We start from the raw sequence: 16,152 nt of genomic DNA on the forward strand, positions 1-16,152 counted from the left end.
CTCAGATCCGCTCGTACAGCTCGCGGATCGCGCCCAGGTTGCGGAAGTCGGTCGCCTGGGCGTCGTCGAACGCCTCCTCCTCCTGCCCGGTCGCCTCGATGAGCGACTCCAGGATCGCCACGATCGACAGCGAGTCGAGCATGCCGTCGCGCGGCAGATCGTCGCTGGCACGCACCTTCTCGGCGTCGAAGGCGTAGAAGACGTTGTCGAGCAGCTCGATCTCGACCGTGTTCCAGTCGGGCTTCATGGCTGGTCTTTCCCCTTTGCTGGCAGTGCTGGTTCTGCTGGTTGGTGGTGTGTGATGGAGCTGGTCAGGGACGCAGGCTTCGGTTGCGCTGGTAGCGCAGCGAGGCGGCCAGGCCCGTGGCGGCCTGGCGCAGCGCCGCCGCCTTCCAGCCCGGCGCGTGTTCCAGCGCCGCCTGCACGGCCTCGTCGCTGGGAACGCTCTCGCCGTCGCCCACCAACTGACGCAGCACGTCGGCCGGGAGGGCGTAGTAGTAGTCCTCCTGCGACTGCGCCAGCGCGTAGGTGTCGGTCGTGGGGGTGCGCTCGATGATCTGCTGCGGCACGCCCAGCTCGCGGGCGAAGGCATAGACGGCCGGCTTGGTCAGGTCGCCGATCGCGCAGATGTCGGCGGCGTCGTCGCCGTACTTGACGACGAATCCGGTGTCCAGCTCGTCGCCGTTGCTCGCGCCCACGACCGCGTAGCCCAGCGCCTCGGCCTCGGCGTAGGCGAAGAGCATGCGGGTGCGCTGCTTGCGGTTCTGGTACGCGATGAGTGCCCGCAGATCCTCCACGGACATCCGCAGGGTCTTCTCGGGGCTGCCGTGCCGCGGGCCGATCGCCACCTCGTAGACCAGCGCGCCGAGGCGCTTGGCCACGTTGTTCGCGGCGTTCACTGAGTAGGCGTGCGTCGCCGGGTCGTAGCCCGGCTCGTACTTGCGGATGAGCTCGTTGATCTGCTCGATCGGCTGCTGCGCCTCGATGCTCGCCCCGATCGAACGCTCGACGAGCCGCACTCCCGCGTTGCTCGCAGCGGCCTCGACGAAGGCCAAGGTGTCAGGGCCGGTCGAGGTGTCGGGCAGGTACAGCGCGACGACATTCTGCGTGCCGAGCGCCCGCGCGCACAGGTGCAGGACCACCGTGGAGTCGATGCCCCCCGACAGTTGCACCACCGCGCCGCGGCGCCCGAGCCGGTGCACCTGCTCGGTGATCCACTCACACCGCTGCTGTACCGCCTCCGGTGCTGCGACCTCGGTCCCCTCCTGCGTGCTCACCTGCGTCACTTGCCACTCTCCTTAGCCGTCAATCGGTCCACGTACTTGATGTCGAACAGGGCAGCCAAGCTGCCGAACTCGGCGTGCAACGCCCGGCGGATCGGGGCGGTGCTGCGCGGTGCCGGACCGTCGGGCACCAGCTCGACGACCGGCACGACGTCGCCCCCCAGCCGGCCCGGGCGGGTGCTCACGCCGATGAGCAGCGGGGCCACCGCCTCATGCACGATCGCGGCGACGCGGCGCGCGTCCACCTTCGTGCCCGCCACGTTGACCACGTTGTCGGCTCGGCCCGCGTGATGCCACAGTGTTGTGTGTGGCCCTGCGTCGATGCGGTGACCTAGGTCGCCGGTCGGCACCAGCTCGGTGCGCCCCGCGAAGGGCTCCAACGCCTCGTAGGGGGCGCGCAGACAGTAGGTCATCGCGTGCTCGCTGCGGGCCAGAATCGGCCGGGAGTCCGATCGGTCGTCTCGCGAGGTCGGCTCGCCCGCAGAGTTCGCGTCGCCGGCACGGGTGTCCGCCGGCGGCGCGTCATCGGCGAGCGCGAGCGTGACCCCCGGGATAGGGCGGCCGATGAGGCCCTCGGTGAAGTCGCCCGCCGGACCGTGCCAGGTGGCAAGGCGCGGCCCCATCTCCGCCTGCCCGTACATGTTCGTCAGCTGCAGCCGCGGGAATCGGCGCGCCAACGCGGTAGCCGAGGTGCCGGAGAGACGCCCACCCGCGATGAGTAGCCGCCCGAGCCGGTCGCCGGGGATCGTCGACGCCAGTAGCAGCGGAGTGTGCTGCGGCAACGCATAGAGGGCCAGCGGCTTATCGTCGTCCGCCAGCAACGGCTCAAGCCCCGGCAGGCCCCAGTCGGCGTCGGTGAAGGTGACGGGCAGGCCGGCGAAGTGGTGGGAATTGACGATGCTCAGCCCATAGGCGAAGCGCATCGGCGGAAGCGCGGCCCACACGAACTCGCGACCCAACTCCAGGACGTCGCTCACCGCCTGCGCGTGCGAAAGCACCTGCTCGCGCCGGTAGACCACGCACTTGGGTGAGCCCGTCGACCCCGAGGTGTGGTAGGCGAACACGGCCTCGGGCTCAGGGTCGGGCAGCACCGCCGCGCTGTCGCTCGGCGGATCGGTGACGCTGTGTAGGTCGGCGTTCTCGTGCAGGTCGGTGACGAGCAGCGGATCGGGGGCGAGTGCGGTCAAGGTGGCCGTCACCCGCTTCAGACCCTCGAAGGCCGCGCGCGGACGCACCACGATCGAACGGCCCTCGCCCAGCGCCCGCAGGTAGGTGGTCAGCGCACCCGTGGTTGCAGGATCGGTGTGCCGCACCGCCGGCGTGTGGTCGAGGGCGCGGGTCGCGGGCGTGAGCGTCATCGGTTGCCGGCACCTTCTGCATCGGCGCGGCGAGGCGCCAGCGCGGCCAAGGCGGCGGTGCGCTCGCGCAGGAGGCGCAGGGTGGCGTGCTGCGCACGCTGGGCGAACAGGCTGTGGTCGACGTCGACATCGCGCACGACGGTCAGGGGCAGCCCGCGTTTGCGCGCCCGGCGCAGCGACCGACGGCCGCCCTTGCCCACCCAGATGCGGTGATCGTGCGGGCCGTAGAGAAGCGTGAGGATGAGGCTCGCAGGCACCTGCCGCAGCATCGGGTCGGCCAGATCCAAGGGCACGTCGTGACGCAGCGCCGAGCGCAGCCGCGGATAGCGGATGGCGAGCTCGGTGAACGCGTAGTCCTTGGCGCGGGCGATCCGCTCGCCCAACGTCAGGGCCGGCGCGGACTCTTGGGCCTCCTCCGGCTCGGCGGCCTCGTCGGCGCTGGGGGCCGGAGCGCTGCGATCGGCGGCTTCTTGCCCGTGGTAGTGGGCGTAGAAGGCGTCGGTGTAGACGGCGGGGTCGGGGTGCCAATGCACGGTGTTGACGCCGAGAAGCTCGGTCAGCGGGGCCTCGTAGCCCGGGCCGGCGGCCCGCATGAGCGCCCACGCTCCGGCGCACACGCCTACCGCGAGCACGGGCAGGCCCGTACTGGCCAGCTCGCGCACGGCGGTCGCGACATCCTCGATCGCCTCCGGCACGTAGGGGCGCGGCTCGGGGGCCAGGTCGGGATCGGCGTCGTCGCCGATGCCGCCGCGGTCGGCGCGCAGCGACACGACGCCACGAGTCGCAAGGTCGCGAGCGGCGCGGGCCCACATGCTGCCCGGCCCGGCCTTGACCTCGGCGCCCATCGCGGTGAACAGCACCGCGACCTGCGGGTCGCCCGCAGCAGCCTGGGTGCGGATCGCGGGCAGGCGGTTGGGGCCGACCTCGCAGAGCGTCTCGGTGATGTCGATCGGCGCGCCGTCGGGCCCGGGCTGTCGCACGGTGGCGACCGTCTGCGGCTGCCACGCCGGCAGAGGCCTGGCCGGACCGAGCCGCAGCCCTGCGACGATCTCGGTGAGCACCGACAGCGGCACGTGCGCGAAGTACGGGGCGCCCAGCACGAGGCGCATGGCCGCGCGACGGTCGGGCTCGGTGCGGATGGCGTCGTCGGGACCCAGCTGAGCGGGTTTGGGTGCCGCTAATCCGCGAACAGAGGCGACCTGTTCGGGGTCAAGTACCGCACCGTCCAACTCCACCTGTCCGGGCCCCGTCGGGACGGGCACGGAGGTGCGGCGGATGAGCGCGTGGTTACGGACGAAAGCTGCGCCGGATACCGGCTCCCAGTAGAGGCGTTGCCCGGGGCCGGTCAGCTCGCGCGGCACCCGCGCGAGCACCGCCGCACCCAGCCGCAGACCGACGATGTGGACGGGCGCCTCGGGGCCGACAATCCGCCGGGCGTGTGCGACGACGGCCGCGAGCTCCTGCTCCCAGGCAGCTGCCGGATCGGTCGCGGCCGCTCCCGTGGCGCTGGTGGAGTCGCCGTCACCGGACCAGGAGAACGTGTAGGCGAGCAGGCCGGCCTCGCGCGCGCGAGCGGCCAGAGCACGGGTCGTGCGGAACGAGACAACCGCCTCGCGGTCGAAGGAGGGGGCGATGACCAGGGCGCCACGAGCCTGCCGGTCGTCGGGCTCGTCCACCCGCACGGACAGCCAACGTTCGCCGACGGGCAACCAGGTCAACACGCGATGCTGCAGCCGGGCGGATCGCTGCGACGCCTCCTCGGGCTGCTCGACCGACCGAGCCGATGCCGACCTCAGATCCAGCGCCATGATGTGCCCCCAATACGGAAAAATGCGGAACTGCCAAAGCAGCGCCGCTGGTGTTCCCGGTCCCCAATTGCTTCGATCCGGTAGCGCTCGCGTTCCCCATGCGCCACTCGGCTCTGCCTTTGACACTAGCAGCGCCGACTGTGGGCTGTGGGCGGGAACTTGGACGCTTGTCTCAGAGTGCCGTACGTGCGCTGCGTTGGAGGCTCCCCGTTGGACGGTTAGACGGACTGCCGGGACGGGTTGTCGGTGCTGGGATCTACCCTGGGCGCTGTTCCGCTCGACTCCTCGCGAAGGCCCGTAACTCCATGTCGTTGTCCCGGTTGCTGCCGGCGCTGTCCCAAGACCGCGCGCTGGCTCGTCTGCTCGAGTTGGCCGTGCAGGCCCGCGCCCATCAGTTCGTCGACGTCACCGTCGCCGAGGGGGCGCGGCCGGCGGTGCTGGCTGCGCTGACAGGGCCGTTGTCCGAGGGCGACCCCGTCGTCGAAGCACCGGTCGGCAACGGCTCGTCGCCGGAGCAGGCCGCGCCCGTGGTGCTCGCGGTGACCGCCACCAACCGCGCCGCCGAAGATCTCGCCGGTGCCCTGGCCGCCTACTTGCCCGCCGGGGCGGTCGCCGACTTCCCGAGTTGGGAGACTCTGCCGCACGAACGGCTCTCCCCGCGCAGCGACACGGTCGGGCGCCGGCTGGCCGTGTTGCGACGCCTGGCCCACCCCGGTCGCGTGGGGGCGCCCGACGGACCGCTACGGATTGTTGTGGCCCCCGTGCGCTCGCTGCTGCAACCCATTGCCAAGGGTCTGGGTGACCTGGCTCCGGTGTACCTCGAGGTCGGGGGCGAGTACCCGCTGGGCGAGGTCGTCGAGGCGCTCGTGGCCGCCGCGTACACGCGGACCGACCTCGTCGAGCGGCGCGGCGAGTTCGCGGTGCGCGGCGGGGTGCTCGACATCTTTCCGCCGACCCACGACCAGCCGCTGCGGGTGGAGTTCTTCGGTGACGAGGTCGAAGAGATCCGGCCGTTCAAGGTCGCCGACCAGCGCAGCCTCACTGCCGAACAGACGGGCCAGGCGTTGCCGACGAGCCTGTGGGCGCCGCCGTGCCGCGAGATCCTGCTCAGCGACGACGTCCGGGCCCGCGCCCGCGACCTCGCCGACCGGTTGCCCGGGGTCGCCGACATGCTCGGCAAGCTCGCCGAGGGCATCGCGGTCGAGGGCATGGAGTCCCTCGGTCCCGCTCTCGTCGAAGGTATGGAGTCGCTGCTCGACGTGCTGCCGCGCGGCTCGGTCGCCGTGCTGCTGGACCCCGAGCGAGTGCGCACCCGTGCCCACGACCTCGTCGCCACCAGCGAGGAGTTTCTCGAGGCCAGCTGGTCGAACGCGGCCGCCGGCAACGCCATCCCCGTCGATCTGCGCGGCCTGTTGGGGCAGGGCAGCTACCACACGCTCGCGCAGGTCCGCGCGTACGCGGCGGCCCATGGCGTCCCCTGGTGGTCCCTCAGCTCGTTCGCGCACGCCCCCATCGACGCCGAAACCGCCGACGGCTCGGCCGACGGTGCCGCCCCTGACGGTCCGGCGGCCCTCGCGCACGAGGGGGACGACGCGGACACGCTGTATCTGCGCACCGACATAACCCCGGTCACCGCCTACCGCGGCAACACCGAGCAGGCGCTGAGCGATGTGCGCGGCTGGGTCGACGCTCAGCACGCCGTCGTGCTCGTCACCGCCGGTGCGGGCCTGGGTAAACGCGTCGGCGAGGTGCTCGCCGAGAAGCAGATTCCCTATCGGCAGACGCCGGATGCGCAGCCCGAAGCCGGTCTGGTCGACGTCACCAGCGCCCTCGTCGGACACGGCTTCCAGTCGCCGAGCGCGGGCCTCGTCGTGCTTACCGAGGCTGACCTCATCGAGGGCAGCGGTGCTGCGGCCTCCACCAAGGACATGCGCCGCATGCCCAGCCGCAGGCGCAACCAGGTCGACCCGCTGTCGCTGCGCCCCGGCGACCACGTCGTGCACGAGCAGCACGGCGTCGGTCGGTTCGTGCAGATGATGCAGCGCACCGTGCAGGGCGCCACCCGCGAGTACCTCGTGCTGGAGTACGCCCCGAGCAAGCGCGGCCAGCCCGGCGACCGGCTGTTTGTGCCCACCGACCAGCTCGACCAGGTGACCCGCTACGTCGGTGGTGAGGCTCCCACGCTCAACAAGCTCGGCGGCTCGGACTGGGCCCAGACCAAGTCGCGGGCCCGCAAACACGTCAAGCAGATCGCCGGCGAGCTCATCCGCCTCTACAGCGCCCGCATGGCCACCAGCGGGCACGCCTTCGGCCCCGACACCCCCTGGCAGCGCGAGCTCGAAGACGCGTTCGCCTACATCGAGACCCCCGACCAGCTCTCCAGCATCGAAGAGGTCAAGGCCGACATGGAGAAGGAGGTCCCGATGGACCGCCTGATCTGCGGCGACGTCGGCTACGGCAAGACCGAGATCGCGGTACGCGCCGCGTTCAAAGCGATCCAGGACGGCAAGCAGGTCGCCGTACTCGTGCCGACAACCCTGCTCGTGCAGCAGCACTTCCAGACGTTCTCCGAGCGGTATGCGCAGTTCCCCGTCGTCGTCAAGGCGCTCTCGCGGTTCCAGAGCGACAAGGAGGCCAAGGCGGTCATCGACGGGCTCGCCGACGGCAGCGTCGATCTCGTCATCGGCACCCACCGCCTGCTGCAGCCCAGCGTGCGTTTTAAGAACCTCGGCCTCGTCGTCGTCGACGAGGAGCAGCGCTTCGGGGTGGAACATAAAGAGCAACTCAAGGCGATGCGCACCAACGTCGACGTGCTCGCGATGTCGGCCACACCGATCCCGCGCACCCTGGAGATGGCGGTCACCGGCATCCGGGAGATGTCGACGCTGGCGACCCCGCCGGAGGAGCGGCACCCGGTGCTGACCTTCGTCGGTGCCTACGACGAGAAGCAGATCGTCGCCGCGATCCGCCGCGAGCTACTGCGCGAGGGCCAGGTGTTCTTCGTGCACAACAAGGTGAGCTCGATCGAGAAGGTCGCCTCCCGCATCCGCGAGCTCGTGCCCGAGGCCCGGGTCGCCACCGCCCACGGCAAGATGGGCGAGCACCGGCTCGAGCAGGTCGTGCTCGACTTCTGGGAGAAGCGCTTCGACGTGCTCGTCTGCACGACGATCATCGAGACCGGCCTGGACATCTCCAACGCCAACACGCTGATCCTCGACCGCGCCGACACCTTCGGGCTCTCCCAGCTGCATCAGTTGCGCGGGCGCGTCGGGCGCGGCCGCGAGCGGGCGTACGCGTACTTCCTGTACCAGCCCGAAAAGCCGATGACCGAAACCGCACACGACCGGCTGGCCACGATCGCCAGCAACACCGACCTCGGTGCCGGCATGCAGGTGGCCATGAAGGACCTGGAGATCCGCGGCGCCGGCAACCTGCTCGGCGGCGAGCAGTCCGGGCACATCGCCGGCGTCGGCTTCGACCTGTACGTGCGCCTCGTCGGCGAGGCCGTCGCCAACTACCGCGGCGACGGGGAGACCGCGCCGGTCGAGGTGAAGATCGAGTTGCCGGTCGACGCGCACCTGCCGCACGAGTACGTGCCGGGGGAGCGGCTGCGGCTGGAGGCCTACAAGAAGCTGGCCGCCGTGCAGGACGAGGCCGAACTCGCGGAGATCCGCGCCGAGTTGCTCGACCGCTACGGGCCCATGCCGGAGCCCGTGGAGGTTCTCTTCGAGGTCGCGCGGCTGCGCACCCTGGCCCGCCGCGCAGGCGTCGCCGAGATCGGGGTGCAAGGCAACCGCATCCGACTCTCGCCCGTGGAGCTGCGCGAATCGCAGCAGCTGCGGCTCGAACGGCTCTACAAGGGCACCCTCGTCAAACCCGCCATCCGCCAGATCCTCGTGCCCGCGCCGAAGACCGCCCCCGTCGGCGGCCGCCCGCTGCGCGACCGCGAGATCCTCGAATGGGCCGGCACCCTGCTCACCGAGGTGCTCATCGACACCCCTGTCGGCGCCCGCTGACCGGCGGCTCGCGACGGGTGCGAGCCGACCGACAGCCCCAACCCGGCCAGGCCTGCGTGAACGCGCGGCCTCGTGTTGTTGAACCCCAAATGAACCAACCAGGGGTGCCGTGGGCTGCCGCTGCCAAGTGATCCAGGCCACACCCAGCGACTTCGCAGGGTGCTGACCCCTTCGACCGGGCCGGGTGAGGCGCCCGTCGCGGCAGGGAAATTCGCTGGTCAGCGCCCCATCGGACGGCGCCGCCGCGCGCTCTTCTTGCGCGGCATGGATGCAAGGACGCGCAGGCCACCTGGCGTTTTTCCTTAACCTGAACGCGTCTTGGACGAACGTTCCGGACGAGCGGTGAGAACTGGGGAGGGCTCATCGCAGCGCAGGCGGGGGGCCGGCGTGGACACGTCATCGGGGGAAATCATGGCAATCACGACAGAGACGGAGCAGTGTCGCTCCCGCCTGGATAGCCAGGCACCGAAGCTGCACCGGGCACGGGTCGTTGACGATCCTGCACCGAACGCCACCGGCAGCCGGCGCGCTCGCGGTTGGCATGTCTCGTACCTACAGCGCGTCGTACCGCTCGACATCATTGTCGCCCAGCTCGCCACGATCGGTGGGGCCCTGACCCGCACGGGGGAGGGGGAGGCCGTGGCGTACCTCGCCTTCGCGCCGGTCGTCGTCGTCGCCTGGCTCCTGCTGCTCACCGGCAGCGATGCCTACGGGCGGCGCCGGGTGACCATCGGATCCGAGCAGTTGCGCGCCGTCGGGCGCGCGGCCGTCCTCGGCGTCGCCGTCGTCGCCGTTCTCGCCTACGGCACGCACTTCGCGGTGGCCCGCAGCTTCCTGCTCGTCACGGTCGCCGTCCTCGTCGTGGGCAGTGTGTCGGCGCGGCTCGGCGCCCGCGCCTGGCTGCGTCGACGGCGCAGCCAGGGCAGGCTCGCCCAACGGGCCGTCGTCGTCGGCCGCGCCGACTCGGTGGCCGAGCTCATCGCCAGCCTGCGCGACGACGCCTACCAGGGTCTGCTCCCGGTCGCCGCCTGCGCGTCGCCGGTCGAGGGGTCCGACGGCCCGATTACGGGCAGCATGATCGGCGACTCCATCGACGACGTCGCGGTCATCGGCCGCCCCGACAACGTGCTCGAAGCCGTCACCCAGTGCCACGCCGAGGTCGTCGTCGTCGCGGCGCACCCCGACCTGTCCGGGCCTGTGCTGCGTCGCCTCACCTGGGCGCTGGAAGAGCGTGGCATCGAACTCCTCGTCTCGCCCGGCATTCTCGACGTCGCCGGGCCTCGGCTGTCCATCCGCCCGAGCACCCAGCTCTCGCTGCTGCACGTCGAGCGGCCGGCCCGCCCGCGCTTCCACGACCTCGCGAAGGCCGCGATCGACCGCGTCGCCGCAGCTCTCCTCCTCCTGCTCATCGCGCCGGTCCTTATCGCAGTGACGATCGCCATCCGCCTCGACGACGGCGGCCCGGTCCTCTTCCGGCAGCGCCGGGTCGGGGTGCACGGCGAACACTTCTCGATGTACAAGTTCCGCACGATGGTGCCCGACGCCGAGGCGCGCCTCGAGGCGCTGCTGCAGGCCCAGCAGTTCGAAGGGGTCCTCTTCAAGATGGACCGAGACCCGCGAATCACCCGGGTCGGCGGGTTTCTGCGGCGCTACTCGATCGATGAGCTCCCGCAACTCCTCAACGTGCTCTTCGGTCAGATGTCGCTCGTCGGGCCCCGACCGCCGCTGCCGCGCGAGGTCGACCAGTACGAGCCCGATGCTCTGCGCCGCCTGCGGGTCCGCCCCGGCATGACCGGACTCTGGCAGGTCAGCGGCCGCTCCGACCTCACGTGGGAGCAGTCCCTGCGGCTCGACCTGCACTACGTGGACAACTGGTCGCCCCTGGGTGACCTGCACATTCTCTGTCGCACGGTGAGCGCGGTCTTCCGCGGCTCCGGCGCCTACTGACACGCAACACCAACGGATTGGGACCAGGGGGAGAAGGAACGACATGACGATGACAAAGGGGGCGGCGCAGGTGACGGGAGAACCTGCGGCCGCCGGCAGGCCGCCCACACTGGTGGGGGTGCACAAGCCGATGAGCGGTGCACCCGCCTACTCGCGCTATATCAACCGGCCGTGGGGGCGGCGCATCGCGCTGCAGGCCTACCGGTTCGGTCTGACGCCAGACCAGGTGACGGCGATCAGCGCCTTGTTCACCCTCAGCGGGCTGCTCGTGCTTGCGCTCGTGCCGTCGCAGGTGTGGACCGGCCTGGCCGTCGCCGCCCTGCTCGCCACCGGCTACGCCGTCGACTCCGCGGACGGGCAGCTCGCCCGGATGCGCGGCGGCGGTAGCCCCGCCGGCGAGTGGCTCGACCACATCGTCGACGCGTTCAAGGGCAGCGCGATCCACCTGCTCATCGCGATCCACCTCTACCGGTTCACCGACCTGCCGCACGCCGTGCTGCTCATCCCGCTGGCCTTCGCGGTCGTCGACACTGTGCTCTTCTTCGGGCAGCTGCTCACCGACTTCCTGCGCCGGCTCAACCCGGTAGGGGCCCCGGCGAAGCAGACCTCGACCTCGGCATGGCGCTCGCTCGCCGCGCTGCCCTCGGACTTCGGGCTGCTGTGCTGGCTTTTCGTCCTCCTACCGTGGGCGGGGCTCTTCGTTCCCGTCTACGCGCTGCTGGGGCTGGCGTGCGCACTCTTCCTCGCCGCCTCGCTCGTGCGGTGGCGACGTGGATTCATCGCGGCCGCCGGGCAGCAGGCGCGAGCGGCGCAGCACGAGGGGGCGCGGGCATGACCGGCACGACACCAGTTCGCGGCTACGTCTCGGGCGTCTTCGACATGTTCCACGTCGGGCACCTCAACATCGTGCAGGGCGCCCGCCGCCAGTGCGACTACCTCATCGCGGGCGTCGTCACGGACGACGTCGTGCTGCGCGCCAAGGGCAAGGAGCCGATCATCCCGCTCGAGGAGCGGATGGCGATCGTCGCCGCGCTGCGCGGCGTCGACGAGGTCGTCATCGACCGGCACGTCGACAAGTTCGAGACGTGGCGCGAACTGCGCTACGACGTGATCTTCAAGGGCGACGACTGGCGGGACACTCGTCGGGGTCGCCTCCTGGAGACCGAGCTCGCCGAGGTCGGCGCCCGGATCGAATACCTGCCGTACACCCAGCACACGTCGAGCACCAAGCTGCGTGAACTCGTCGACCGCGCGCTCGCAGGACCGCGCCTGGGGACGGTGTCGGCATGAGCACGCGCACTCCGCTCGACACCCGCCCTACCGTCCGGCTGCTCGGCACCCACGGGGTGCCCGCCGCCTACGGCGGTTTCGAGACGGCGGCCGAGCAGATCGGCTACTACCTACGCGACCGCGGCTGGCGCGTCGTCGTCTACTGCCAGCAGCCCGGCTCCGGCCAAACCCACACAGATGTGTGGCGCGGGATGGAGCGCGTGCACCTGTACGAGGAGCGCGAGGGTTGGCTCGGCACCGCGTCGTTCGACCTCGCGAGCATCAAGCACGTGCTCGCTCACACCGGCGAGAACGGCCCGATCGACGTCTGCCTCACCTTTGGCTACAACACCGGCGTCTTCAACCTCGCCCAGCGACTGCGCGGCATCCCCAACGTCATCAACATGGACGGGATGGAGTGGACCCGGCGCCGCTGGGGCGTGGTCAAGCAGGGCATTCTGCTGGCCAACGAGCGGTTCGCCGGCGCCGTCGGAGACGTCCTCGTCGCCGACCACCCGGTCATCGCGCGCTACCTGTCCCGACACTTCGGAGCGCGGCGCGTCACGACGATCACCTACGGCGGAGTACCCGTGCACCACGCGTCGACGCAGCTGGTGCGCGACCTGGGCCTGGAGCCGGGTGGGTACGCCAACGTCATCTGCCGACCCATCCCCGAGAACTCACTCGTCGAAATCGTTCGAGGCTGGTCGGCTCGCCACCGCGGCATGCCGCTCGTCGTGTTGGGCAACTTCACCCGCGACGACGACTACCACCGCGAGGTGCTCGACGCCGCCGGCGACGAGGTCGTCTTTCCGGGCGCGATCTACGACCCCGCGACCGTCCAGGCCCTGCGCTTCCACAGCGCCCTGTACTTGCACGGGCACACGGTCGGCGGCACCAACCCCTCGCTCGTCGAGGCCATGGCCGCCGGCAGCGCCGTCGTCGCCCACGACAACCACTACAACCGGTGGGTCGTCGATGCCGGTGCCCGCTTCTTCCGCACCGAACACGACCTCGACGACACGCTCACCGCGCTGCTTGCCGACCCGAGCGAGCGGGCAGCCATGGGCCGCGCCAGCCGCGACCGCTTCGAGGCCGAATTCACGTGGGAGCGCATCGGCTCCCAGTACGAAGAAGCCCTGCTGCGCGCCCTGCGCCGGCACGGCCACACGCTGACGCTGCCCTCCTCGTCGGCCGAACAACACACACAGCACGTCACGACACAGGCGCACGGAGGGGTAGTCGCATGATCACAGTTGCATTGGCAGGACTCGGCAAGATGGGGCTCTCGCACCTATCGATCATCCGCCCGCATCCGCTCGTCGAGAGCATCGCCGTCTGCGATCCGTCGGCGCCCTTCCTGGGCGTGCTCGCCGGGCGTACCGACGTCGCAACCTTCACGGACTACGAGCGCATGCTCGATGAGGCGCGGCCCGATGCCGTCGTCATCGCGACGCCGTCGTTCCTACACGCCGACATGGTCCGCGCCGCCCTGAGCCGCGACATCCACGTGTTCTGCGAGAAGCCGCTCTTTCTCGACACTGCCGACGGCGTCGAACTGACCGCTGTGGCAGCTGAGCGAAGGCTTGTCACACAGGTCGGCTACCACAACCGCTTCGTGGGCACCTTCGCTGAAGCCAAGCGCCTGCTCGAGCTCGGCGCCATCGGCACGGTGACCAAGGCCCTGGCCGAGGCCTACGGGCCGGTTGTCACCAAACCCACCAAGGGCGGCTGGCGCGACCAGCGCGCCGCCGGCGGCGGCTGCCTCTACGACTACGCAGCGCACCCGGTCGACCTGCTCACCTGGTACTTCGGCCCCGTGGTCCGGGCTTCCGGCAGCCGCCTCGACGGTGTCTTCTCGACGCAGGTTGACGACACGGTCTCCTCGACGTTGGAGTTCGGCTCCGGGACGAGCGCTCAACTGTCGGTCAACTGGTCGGATGAGTCGCAGCGCAAGATGACGACGAGCGTCACGCTGTGGGGCACCAAGGGGCGTATCAAGGTCGACCGCCAAGAGATCCAGGTCTTCCTGCGCCCCGGCGCCGAGGTGCCGCAGGGGTACACGGACGGCTGGAACGTGCGGTACACGACCGAGCTCATGCCGGCGCCGTGGTTCTACGTGCGAGGTGAGGAGTACAGCCACCAGATCGACACCTTCGTGCGCCGGGTCGAGGCAGCCCGCGCGAGTGCGCCCGGGACGGGTGCCGGTCTCGAGGGCGTCAACACCTTCGCCTCGGCGAGTGTCACCGACGAGGCGCTCGCGAAGATCCTCGCCGACTCTCGCGGCGAGTCGACGGAGAACCAGACGCGGCCGGCACCACGTCGAGTCGCGCCGGCGGCCCCGAAACGAGGCCTCCTCGGGGGGCTGCGGCGCGCTCTCCTGCGGGCCGTCCTCGCAGCGCCCAGATCCCGGGCTCGTCGCGCGGCGCCCCCGGCCAGCCCGGCGGCGCGTCCGAGCGCTCCCGCTCCGATCGCTCCCGTCACCCCGACCGACACCGCGAGCACCACACTGGCCGCTGTCACACCGATCGCCCCGGCCGCTGACACACCCACCGCCACGACCACCCAGGGGGGTACCCGATGACCACGCAGACCTCGACCCACGCTCCGCTGCCGCGGCTCATGCTCGGCGACAACCAGTTCTTCGGCGTCAACCACATGTCCGAGGAACGCGCCCGCGCGCAGCTCATGCGCTTCCAGCGGGACGACGCGATCGCCGACGTGCTCGCCACCGCGTGCGAGCTCGGCATCTCGACGTTCATGTGCACGACGCACGACCGGATGGCGCAGGTGAGTGACCTCGTTCGGGCCGACCCGGCCCGCTACCCGGGCATCAGCTTCCAGCCGTGCATGCCGTATGCGCACAAGTACGCCAACGCGGTGACCGAAGACGGCTTCCTCGGCGCGATCAAGCGCTTCTTGCCCTCCGACGGCCTGCTGGGCACCACCTTGCGGGGTGCCAAGTCCGTGGCCACCGGCGACGTCGACGGCCTGGCCACTCTGCTCGTCGACGCCGAGATGAAGATGTTCGAGGGGCTCTCGACCCCGGTGATCTGGCTGCAGAACGTCATCGTCGACCTGCTCGTCGGGCTCGGCATGGACGACGCGCTCGCTGTCTTCGCCGCGCACGTCGAGAACAAGTACGGCGCGCAGGCCGGCTTCATCACGATGAATCTGCCGCAGACCCTCGACGCCCTCGACCGGGCCGGCGTCGTCAACCCGGTCGTCTGCGCCAACATCAACAAGGCCGGTTTCCGGATGTCGGGCGGCATCGAGGCCTACCAACAGGCCCTGCAGCAGCGGCCCTTCCGCGGCGTCGCGATGTCGATCTTCGCCTCCGGGGCCATCCCGCCGCGGGAAGCAATCAGTTGGATCTGCCAGCAGCCGAATATTGAGTCGGTGGTGTTCGGTGCGTCGAGCCGCGCCAGCTTGACCTCCACGAAGGAGCTGATCGATGAGTACTGGGTCGGCCCACGGCCTCTCGGGGCGCAGACAGCGGCCTGAGGAAAGTGATCGCGTGCTGCCTCCGACGGACAGCGGGCCGATCTGGCCCAGCATGACTGTCGGGGAGCAGATCGGAGGGGTCTCGTGACACTCGACGCACTCGTCCTTCTTCTGTGGCGCCGCGCCTGGGTGCTGGTGATCGGGGCGATCCTGGGCGCCAGCGCCGCCTTCGGCGCCACTTCGATGATGACGCGGGTCTACTCGGCCACTGCGACAAGCTTCGTCACGGCCGTTCCCGCCCCCGGCAAAGCCGCCTCCTACGAGAGTGCCCAGTTCGCCGTCTCGCGGGCCAAGTCCTATCCGCAGCTGCTCAAGAGCCCCGAGGTGCTGCAGGCAGTCATCACCGAACTCCGCCTGTCCGACACGGTGCCCGAGCTCGCCAAGGCCCTGTCCGCCGAGAACCCTGTCGATACGTTGCTCGTTCAGGTGACCGCGGAGGCGGGGTCCGCGGAGCAGGCCGCGCAGATCGCCAACTCCGCGGCCAAGCACATGTCGCTGCGTATTCAGGAACTGGAGACCAGCGGAGGTAAGCGGACCTCACCCGTCGACGTGCAGGTCGCCGTGCCCGCCACGGCTCCGCAGGTCGCTGCGTGGCCACGGCCCGTCGTCAACTACGTGCTCGGCGGGGTCGTCGGCGGCGTATTCGGTGCCTTCATCGTGCTCGCTGCCGACGCGCTGCAGCGCGCTCGCCGCGCCCGGGATTCGGCCCGCGCCAAGGCGCGCTCCGCACGCACGTCCCGGGCCGACGCCCACGAGCAGCAGGCGAAGGCCGCCGCGACGGGCACTGCGTCGAATGCAGCGTTGTCAGGAATGGCGAGAACGAGCGCCCGAACAGGGGCCGCCGGGAGCGGCGGCCTGACGACGACAACCGGCCTCGGCGGAACGACCGGGCTGTCCTCGTCCGGCGCCGACCCCGCAGCCCCGACGGCCGCACACAGCATGCCGCCTCTGTCCATCTCCCGTTGAC

The 16,152-nt window shown here is 70.5% G+C and carries 12 protein-coding genes; 8 read left to right on the forward strand and 4 right to left on the reverse strand.

What is annotated here, in order from left to right:
* Window position 1: 1 nt before the first annotated feature.
* The 4 genes from KILIM_RS00115 to KILIM_RS00130 form a co-directional block, all read right to left on the reverse strand.
* Window positions 2-247, reverse strand: coding sequence for a hypothetical protein (locus KILIM_RS00115; protein ID WP_006590556.1), 246 nt, complete (start codon window positions 245-247; stop codon window positions 2-4).
* Between the two features lie 64 nt (window positions 248-311).
* On the reverse strand, window positions 312-1,286 hold the full coding sequence (gene nadE, locus KILIM_RS00120; RefSeq protein ID WP_006590557.1) for an NAD(+) synthase: 975 nt from the start codon (window positions 1,284-1,286) through the stop codon (window positions 312-314).
* Window positions 1,283-2,641 (reverse strand): AMP-binding protein, encoded by a 1,359-nt coding sequence (locus KILIM_RS00125; protein ID WP_006590558.1) that lies wholly within the window; start codon window positions 2,639-2,641, stop codon window positions 1,283-1,285. The genes nadE and KILIM_RS00125 overlap by 4 nt, the downstream gene beginning before the upstream one ends.
* On the reverse strand, window positions 2,638-4,449 hold the full coding sequence (locus KILIM_RS00130) for a hypothetical protein (protein WP_006590559.1): 1,812 nt from the start codon (window positions 4,447-4,449) through the stop codon (window positions 2,638-2,640). The genes KILIM_RS00125 and KILIM_RS00130 overlap by 4 nt, the downstream gene beginning before the upstream one ends.
* Window positions 4,450-4,754: 305 nt before the next feature.
* Between KILIM_RS00130 and mfd the strand changes: the two genes are divergently transcribed.
* The 8 genes from mfd (at window position 4,755) to KILIM_RS00170 (ending at window position 16,151) form a co-directional block, all read left to right on the forward strand.
* Window positions 4,755-8,465: a transcription-repair coupling factor gene (gene mfd, locus KILIM_RS00135; protein ID WP_006590560.1), complete on the forward strand. Its 3,711-nt coding sequence runs from the start codon at window positions 4,755-4,757 to the stop codon at window positions 8,463-8,465.
* Between the two features lie 411 nt (window positions 8,466-8,876).
* The gene (locus KILIM_RS00140; protein WP_006590561.1) at window positions 8,877-10,412 is read left to right on the forward strand and encodes a sugar transferase; all 1,536 of its coding nucleotides are present in this window, start codon (window positions 8,877-8,879) and stop codon (window positions 10,410-10,412) included.
* A gap of 43 nt (window positions 10,413-10,455) precedes the next feature.
* Complete coding sequence (locus tag KILIM_RS00145) at window positions 10,456-11,247, forward strand: CDP-alcohol phosphatidyltransferase family protein (protein ID WP_006590562.1); 792 nt, start codon at window positions 10,456-10,458, stop codon at window positions 11,245-11,247.
* Window positions 11,244-11,702, forward strand: a complete 459-nt coding sequence (locus tag KILIM_RS00150; RefSeq protein ID WP_006590563.1) for an FAD synthase family protein — start codon at window positions 11,244-11,246, stop codon at window positions 11,700-11,702. Before KILIM_RS00145 ends, KILIM_RS00150 begins: the two co-directional genes overlap by 4 nt.
* Window positions 11,699-12,931 carry a DUF1972 domain-containing protein gene (locus tag KILIM_RS00155; RefSeq protein ID WP_006590564.1) on the forward strand — a complete coding sequence of 411 codons (1,233 nt, stop codon included), beginning with the start codon at window positions 11,699-11,701 and terminating at the stop codon, window positions 12,929-12,931. The genes KILIM_RS00150 and KILIM_RS00155 overlap by 4 nt, the downstream gene beginning before the upstream one ends.
* Window positions 12,928-14,265 carry a Gfo/Idh/MocA family protein gene (locus KILIM_RS00160; RefSeq protein WP_006590565.1) on the forward strand — a complete coding sequence of 446 codons (1,338 nt, stop codon included), beginning with the start codon at window positions 12,928-12,930 and terminating at the stop codon, window positions 14,263-14,265. The genes KILIM_RS00155 and KILIM_RS00160 overlap by 4 nt, the downstream gene beginning before the upstream one ends.
* Window positions 14,262-15,185, forward strand: a complete 924-nt coding sequence (locus KILIM_RS00165) for a hypothetical protein (RefSeq protein ID WP_006590566.1) — start codon at window positions 14,262-14,264, stop codon at window positions 15,183-15,185. The genes KILIM_RS00160 and KILIM_RS00165 overlap by 4 nt, the downstream gene beginning before the upstream one ends.
* A gap of 84 nt (window positions 15,186-15,269) precedes the next feature.
* On the forward strand, window positions 15,270-16,151 hold the full coding sequence (locus tag KILIM_RS00170) for a YveK family protein (protein WP_006590567.1): 882 nt from the start codon (window positions 15,270-15,272) through the stop codon (window positions 16,149-16,151).
* Window position 16,152: the final 1 nt, after the last annotated feature.

Source organism: Kineosphaera limosa NBRC 100340, assembly GCF_000298215.1.
GTDB classification, from domain to species: Bacteria; Actinomycetota; Actinomycetes; order Actinomycetales; family Dermatophilaceae; genus Kineosphaera; species Kineosphaera limosa.

Bases quoted from the DNA above. Each gene is read 5' to 3' on its own strand.
- KILIM_RS00165 (WP_006590566.1), top strand. From the start codon at position 14,262: ATGACCACGCAGACCTCGACCCACGCTCCGCTGCCGCGGCTCATGCTC.
- KILIM_RS00155 (WP_006590564.1), top strand. From the start codon at position 11,699: ATGAGCACGCGCACTCCGCTCGACACCCGCCCTACCGTCCGGCTGCTC.
- KILIM_RS00115 (WP_006590556.1), bottom strand. From the start codon at position 247: ATGAAGCCCGACTGGAACACGGTCGAGATCGAGCTGCTCGACAACGTC.
- KILIM_RS00150 (WP_006590563.1), top strand. From the start codon at position 11,244: ATGACCGGCACGACACCAGTTCGCGGCTACGTCTCGGGCGTCTTCGAC.
- KILIM_RS00140 (WP_006590561.1), top strand. From the start codon at position 8,877: ATGGCAATCACGACAGAGACGGAGCAGTGTCGCTCCCGCCTGGATAGC.
- mfd (WP_006590560.1), top strand. From the start codon at position 4,755: ATGTCGTTGTCCCGGTTGCTGCCGGCGCTGTCCCAAGACCGCGCGCTG.
- KILIM_RS00125 (WP_006590558.1), bottom strand. From the start codon at position 2,641: ATGACGCTCACGCCCGCGACCCGCGCCCTCGACCACACGCCGGCGGTG.
- KILIM_RS00130 (WP_006590559.1), bottom strand. From the start codon at position 4,449: ATGGCGCTGGATCTGAGGTCGGCATCGGCTCGGTCGGTCGAGCAGCCC.
- KILIM_RS00160 (WP_006590565.1), top strand. From the start codon at position 12,928: ATGATCACAGTTGCATTGGCAGGACTCGGCAAGATGGGGCTCTCGCAC.
- KILIM_RS00145 (WP_006590562.1), top strand. From the start codon at position 10,456: ATGACGATGACAAAGGGGGCGGCGCAGGTGACGGGAGAACCTGCGGCC.